This is a genomic window from Archangium sp. (assembly GCF_036389735.1).
Lineage (GTDB): Bacteria > Myxococcota > Myxococcia > Myxococcales > Myxococcaceae > Archangium.
This window is the reverse complement of sequence record NZ_DASVWK010000733.1, coordinates 1-6,811: the sequence shown is the minus strand read 5'-3', so window position 1 is coordinate 6,811 and position 6,811 is coordinate 1. Positions and strand designations below refer to the sequence as shown.

Below are 6,811 nucleotides of genomic sequence, written 5' to 3'. Positions count from 1 at the left end.
ACCCTCGGGGCGCCGGGCCTCGTCGTCACCCTTATTCCTCCCTGGTAGGGTGGAGGGTTACCGCGAATAGCCGAGTGTCAGGCCCAGCACATGAGCCGAGCCGCTGTAGGTACCGGGCAGGGGCTGGAAGGTGCTCCGCTGGTCCTGGAGCATGACGAACTGGTAGCCCAGGTCCGCCCGGAAGGACGAGGTGGTGTAGCCGGCGCCCACGGAGACCTTCAGGCGGTCGGCGTCCGGCAGGTCCGGCGCGAGCGTCTCCTCGGGAGAGGGCGTCGGGTCGTAGACGAAGCCCGCGCGCACCGCCAGGGCCTCCGTCACCCCGTACTCTCCACCCAGGCGCACGTTGACCCGGCTGTGCCAGTCCTTCACCGAGGGCTGGTTGCGCTGGGGGTTCTCGAACTCGAAGAGGATCTGCTGGAGGCTCGACCACTGCACCCAGTTGGCCTCCAGGGTCACCATCAGCTTCTTCAGGGGCATGACGGCCAGGCCCAGGCCCACCGAGGCGGGCAGCGTCAGGTCCGCCGTGATGGGGCCGTTCTGCAGCTGGGGCGCGGCCGCCAGGGGCGGGGGAATGTTCTCGAACCGCGCGTCGCCCGCGAGCTCCATGTTCACCTCGCTGCGGTAGTGCGCACCGAGGGTGAGGAACATGGGCACCACGTCCGCCTGGATGCCGACGTTGTAGCCGAAGCCCCAGTCGCTGGCCGACACCGTCGCAGTGCCCTCCTGCGCCACGCCAAAGGGGCTGAAGTCGAGCGCCCGGGTGACATCCAGCGTGCCGTACACCACCTGCACGCCGGCGCCGAGTCTCAGCCAGTCCAGGGGCGCGAAGCCCACCGTCGGGTTGATGTCATACGTGGCCACCTGCGACGTCTTGGCGATTCCCCGCCCGACGAAGTCGTCCGGCCACTGGCTGTTGGCCCCGAAGGGGGTGAAGACACCCACGCCCACCGCCAGATTGGGGATGAGCTTGTAGGCGAAGTAGGCGTAGGGCGGTGGAGACAGCGGGCTCTGCGTCTGCTTCGTGCCGCCTTCCCGGGTGAAGCTCAAGCTCGGCGCGATGAGCGAGCCGCCGAGCTGTGCATCCATCCGGTTGACCCCGAGGATGCCCGCCGCGTTGTAGAACAGCGACGAGGCATCCTGAGAACTCGCCACGCCCGTCGACCCCATGCCGGTGGCCCGGCCGCTCTGGGTGTCGACGGCGATGCCCGCCGCCTGGCTGGTGCCGGCGGCGAGCAGGATGGCGAGCGTGAGTGTCTTCTTCATACGCGAGTCCTTTCGCGCGGAGTGGGACTACTGCGTCAGGAATTGCACCGCTTCCTTCTGTGCCTCGGTGGTGATGTCCGTGTTGTAGAAGTTATTCAGGAATCCGTGACGAGCATCCCCTGGCAGCTCGTCCGCCGTCGGTTTGTACTCGTGGACAGTCAGGGGCTTCGCGCCAGGGCGGGCATTGGCCGCGTCGATGAGGGCCCGGGTGCTGGTGTTGGGGACGACCTTGTCCTCGGTGATGTACTGCACCAGCGCGTCGCGGTCGGCGGGCAGGCCGCTGCCGTTGCGCACGGACCAGGAGGAATTGACGGGGTCGGCCGGGTCCAAAATCCACTGGGCGCTCCAGACGAAGGTGTCGAAGGCCGGGCTGCCCCGCGGCATCTGTTTGGCCGCGAGGGCCGTGTAGAGCGCCGTGCGCATCTTCACGAAGTCACTGGCGGTGGCCTCGTCCAGGAGCTGGGTGAGGCGCCCGCCCGGAACGTTGAGCACCACGCGATGCACGTCCGGGGACACCGCGGTGTAGAGCGTGCCCAGCAGGCCGCCGAGGCTCTGCCCCACGTAGTCGAGGCGGGTGCCGTCCAGCCTGGCCCCGTGGGGCTCCAGCCGCGTGTCGATGCCCGAGCCCTGGACGACGCGGGCCACCTGGGCGAGGTCGATGATCTGCTGGCGGAAGTTGTCGCGGGTGACGAAGAAGTTCTGCAGGTCCAGCATGTTCCAGCCGGAGATGGTCACCGAGCCGTCCGAGTTGGTGAGGAAGGTGCCGCCCTCGCACTTGTTGTCCGACAGGCAGCGGCCCTGCTTCAGGGCGGCGCAGTCGCGGTCGGCGTCCGGCAGGCTGGAGTCACAGAAATCGCGCACGGCGCCCGGGGAGTTCGTCCGGGCCACGCAGCGGCCGTAGCTCGGGCTGGCCGTCTCCTTCTCGCAGATTTGCGTGACGGGGTTCGCGCACGCCATGTCATCGGTGGGGTTGGGATTCCTGGCGGCGTCGTAGAAGAGGACGGCGGAGCCCACGCACACGCTGCGCTCGCCGTGCTTCACGGTGTCGATGGAGATGACCGCGCGTCCCGCGCCCGCCAGCGCGTTGGCCATGGCCAGCGAGTGCCGGTGGTTGCCTCGCAGGCCGTGCCCGTAGAGCGTCACCGGGTAGCCCTCGGCCGTCGCCGGGGCGGCGGTCGGCAGCACCAGCTGGAAGGGGATGCGGTCGAAGCGGGGCGTCTCGGGCCGCATCGTGCCGTTCAGCCCGTTGAGGGTGAAGGGCACCACGAGCTCGCCCGCGAGCACCTTGCCGATGTTGTCGCTGGGGAGCGTGCCCATGCGGCTCTTGGCCTCCGCCGTGACGTCCTCCAGGTAGAGCGGCGCGTCCGGCAGCCGTGACGGGTCCGCGGCGCCGAGGGTGGCGGGCAGGGCGTGCAGCTTGCGCGACGTGCTCACCGTGCTCTGCGTGCTGAAGGCCCACGAGAGGAGGATGTCCTTGCGCGCGATGCCTCCGGCCACCAGCCCGTCGATGAGCGGCTTGAGGGCGAGGCGCCCCTTCTCCAACTGCTGCGCCTGCGCGTCCAGCACGCCGGACACCTGGCTGGTGCCCGCGGCGTCCACCAGCGGAGCGCTCGAGCGCAGCAGCGCGAAGGCCCCCGCCGGCACCACGGGCTTGCCCTGATCGTTCTTCAGGCCCGTGGTCAGCGCCACGGCATAGGTGGTCTTCTCCTCCAGGGGCAGGCGCGGGACGAACTGGAGCTGGGAGGGATTGCCCGTGGCCACGCTCCCATCCGCCTTCTTGCTGGTCGCGCAGTTCAGACAGACCTCCACGCCGGGTTGCGGCACGGCGCCCTTCGCGGTGACCTTCACGAAGCGCGTGGCGGCGGTGAGCAGCGAGGCATCCAGCCGGCCCACGTCGATGGCTCCCAGCGTGTCGCTGTTCTCCGAGACGATGGGCGCGGTGGTGGAGAAGCCATCCAGCGTGTTGAGACCCTCCAGGAGCGCCTTCTGCTCGGCCGGGGCCCCCGAGGGGATGGGCAGGTTCACGTGGGCGCCCGTGGCGTCCCGGGTGAGCAGCAGGTCATTGGGGAAGGGGATGACGTTGCGCTGCGGATCGAAGGTGGCCTCCGGCAGGCTCACCACCTTGAACGTCCACAGGAGGGCCACGTCGTCGCGGGAGATGCCGCGCCCCTCCAGCGTGTCCAGCACCGGGGCGTAGCGCAGCCGCAGCTCCTCCAAGCGCAGCGCGGTGCCCGCCTGCTCCTTCATGCGCGCGACCGCGTCCTGCTGGGTGGAGGGGATGAGGTGGGTGGTGGCCCGGCAGGCGTCGGCCGTGCGCGGTGCCCCCTCGGGGCACGTGACGAGCGGCTGGGCGGAGCGCAGCAGGAACCACGCGGGGGAGGCCACCACGGGCTTGCCCCCGGTGCCCTTCACGCCCTCGGCGCCGCCAATCACAGCCACCGCGTAGTGGCCTCCCTTGGGCCAACCGGAGCGCGGCGGCGTCACGGTGAGCAGGCCCCGCTGCGCGTCATAACCCAGCTCGGGCGTCACCCCCGGCAGCGCCGCCTCGGGCTTCAGGTCGAGGAACAGCACGGTGCTCGGGCCGAGCGTGGAGGGATCCAGGTCCGCCACGGGCGTGGAGGCCACGGCCGTGGTGGGAAAGCCGTCGAGTGTGTTGAGGTAGTCGCGGGTGAACTCCTGCTGCGCCGCCGGGGCGCTCGGGTCCACGGGCGCCTGCACCAGCCCCGTCCTCGGGTTGATGGCCAGGTCATTCGGCGTCGGCACCACCGGGGGCACCGCGCTCGGGTCGAACGCGGCGACCACGACCTCCACGGGCTGCTCCGGCTGCTTCTCGGGTTCACACGCGACAGTACCCAGGGCGAGCACCCCGACGACCCACAGCTTCCTCATGAATGAAGCTCCTCGAGCGGAGAAAGGCAGGCCGGGGCGTAACACGTCCTTTCCATGCGGATGAAGGCACACATGACGTGACGCGTCGAGTCATCCATGGACAAGGTGGGGCGCCCCCGCGAGCCGTGCATCCCCGACGCTCGGGTGGGGGGGCGTGCGTTGGCAGACAGAGAAGTCCCGCCCGGAGGGGGCGAGGTGCCCGGGCTCCTGGCGTGGGGGCGACCCGCCGCGTCGGGTAGGAGAAGGGCGGTGCGAGGGGGCCCGGGCCGGGTTAGGTTGGGCCTCATGAAAAGACTGTTCAGTGCGATGACGATGGTGGTGGCGGTGGGCGTGGCCCCCGCCCAGGCGCAGTCGCCGCAGCAGGCCCCCCAGGGGCACCCTCAGGCCGCGCAGCAGGGCTCCTCGGAGGCGGGAGGGATCGCCTGGACGGCCCCCTCGGGGTGGGAGGCGCAGGGCACCCGGCCCATGCGCGTGGCCACCTACCGCATCGCCCCCGCCAAGGGCGACACGGACGCGGCCGAGCTGGCCATCTTCTACTTCGGCGCGGGCCAGGGCGGCGCGGTGGACGCCAACGTGAAGCGCTGGCTGTCCCAGTTCCAGAAGGCCGATGGCGCCCCCATCTCCGAGAAGGACGCGCGCACCAAGAAGGAGACGCTCAACGGCCTCTCCGTCACCACCGTGGACGTCAAGGGCACCTATACCGGCGGCGGCCCCATGATGGGCCCCTCCACCCCCCGGCCCGGCTCCCGCCTGCTGGGCGCCATCGTCGAGGGCCCCCAGGGCGCCGTCTTCTTCAAGCTCACCGGCCCCGAGCGCACCGTCGCCAGCGCCGAGAAGGGCTTCCGCAAGCTGCTCGAGTCGGTGAAGAAGCAGTAGGAAAAAGTTTTCCCACTCCGCCGCCCGTGCCGTGAGAGGCATTGCGGCCCTCCTTCATGAAAAGGGGGGCCGCGTCCAACCGGAGACCTCCCCGACTGTCAGGCGCCCGATGCGCGCCCGGTCCGGGTGTTGATGGTCTCACACCCAATTTCCATTCGCGCTGCACCCAACCCGAGGCGGACACACGTTGAGGGGTGAGCCGGGGCGTGTTCACTCCGACCCACCCTTCACAGTTCGAATCCCTCGAGTGACCGCGTCACCAGGGCTCCTCCTCCCTGGACAGGGGAGGTGCGTCTTCTAGCCCCTTGCTTCGAATGGAATACGCCATGAGAAGTCCCCTTCTGAGTCTGGTGGTACTGGCAGCGCTCGGTGTCGGCTGTGGCCAGCAGCGGCAGTCGCCTCCCGTGGCACCGGTGGACAGGCAGGTCCTCGCCGAGGACTCGCGCGCCATGGCCGGGCGCTATGCCCAGTGGCGCAAGTCCGTCCACGCGCAGTCCTTCAAGAACTCCCCCAACGCCTCGATGCCGGTGGACCTCGGCGATCCGGTGCAATACCGCTTCGTGATGAACCGGCTCCAGTCCGCGGGCCTCTCCACCGTCACGGCCCCGCGGCTCTTCGTGCGGCTGGCGAACCTCCGGGCGCGGGCGCGGCCCCTGGCGGAGCCCGCGAAGGTGGGGGCCCTGCAGACATCCACGCCCGAGCAGCCCTGGTGCGGACACATGATTCCGCTCGGCGCCTCCGGCAGTGACGCGAGCCTGGCCCGCTTCGAGGGCACGGGCCTCACCTCGTGCTTCAACGGCTCGGACTACGGCTACGTGGACGTCAACGCCTTCTCCACCAACTCCACGCAGAACGTCTTCACCCTGATCGCCTCCGAGTCCCATGAAGAGTACGCCGGCAAGGTGCTGGAGACGGCGCCCCTGCACCTCGCCCTGGCGCGCTCGCACGAGGAGGAACTCTTCGTGGACTCGCTGGCCATGGCCTTCAACGAGGCGACGGGCCAGGAGCACCTCACCTATACGTCGGTGTCGGCCACGCTCGATCCGGAGACGGGCGACGGGGAGATCCTCGTCGAGCACCCGAAGGAGCTGATGGTGCCGTCGGCGGAGGACAAGGCCATCCGCATGTGCCTGGAGCGCGGCAGCATCCACGGCTCCCTGGACTGTGATTACGGCACCGTGCGCAAGAACCCGGATGGCACCTTCACGCCCTTCGTGAGCACGGGCGGCACGGGCATCGCGGCGGTGGACAAGGACGCCACGCTCGCCAGCCACGCGGAGGGCGGCACGTCGACGTGGACCGCCGACCCGAACGCGTACTGGGAGCCGGCCGAGGGGCTCGTCTACGACAAGGCGCGCTTCCAGGTGCCCGCGCGCGGCGTGTTCAAGCCCACCCTCCTGCCGGAGTGCCAGGTGGAGAAGGTGACGAGCAAGGTGGCCGCCCTCCTCCTGGACTCGGGCGGCTGGTGCGAAGGGGGCTACACGACGGGCACCCTGGTGGGCAAGGGCGAGCTGCCCTGGAAGACGCCGACGCTGCCCGGGGAGTACCCCTTCAACGGCATCATGGACTTCGGCGCGGGCAACTGCGTGGACAACGCGCAGAACGTCCGGCTGGAGATGTGGGTGTATGCGGAGGGCACGTGCCCGGACCCGTTCGGGGGCGAGCCCGAGCCCTTCCGCATCCCGTCCAAGCGGGTGGTGGAGCCGGTGGACTACACCCGCCTGTGCATGGCGGAGGGCACGCAGGTGGAGACGGCGGACGGCAAGCGCGTGGCGGTGGAGCA

General features: G+C 70.0%; 4 protein-coding genes. 2 read left to right on the top strand and 2 right to left on the bottom strand.

Features of this window, described 5'->3' with window-relative positions:
• Positions 1-57: 57 nt before the first annotated feature.
• Both VF794_RS26140 and VF794_RS26135 read right to left on the bottom strand, forming a co-directional pair.
• Positions 58-1,263 carry an OmpP1/FadL family transporter gene (locus VF794_RS26140; RefSeq protein WP_331114988.1) on the bottom strand — a complete coding sequence of 402 codons (1,206 nt, stop codon included), beginning with the start codon at positions 1,261-1,263 and terminating at the stop codon, positions 58-60.
• Positions 1,264-1,290: 27 nt separating this feature from the next.
• Positions 1,291-4,152 (bottom strand): hypothetical protein, encoded by a 2,862-nt coding sequence (locus VF794_RS26135; RefSeq protein WP_331114986.1) that lies wholly within the window; start codon positions 4,150-4,152, stop codon positions 1,291-1,293.
• A gap of 285 nt (positions 4,153-4,437) precedes the next feature.
• Here VF794_RS26135 and VF794_RS26130 point away from each other — a divergent pair, with 285 nt between their 5' ends.
• Both VF794_RS26130 and VF794_RS26125 read left to right on the top strand, forming a co-directional pair.
• Positions 4,438-5,028, top strand: coding sequence for a hypothetical protein (locus VF794_RS26130; RefSeq protein ID WP_331114984.1), 591 nt, complete (start codon positions 4,438-4,440; stop codon positions 5,026-5,028).
• A 326-nt stretch (positions 5,029-5,354) separates the two neighbouring features.
• Positions 5,355-6,811, top strand: a 1,457-nt coding sequence (locus tag VF794_RS26125; protein ID WP_331114982.1) for a hypothetical protein, incomplete at its 3' end; no start/stop codon positions are given.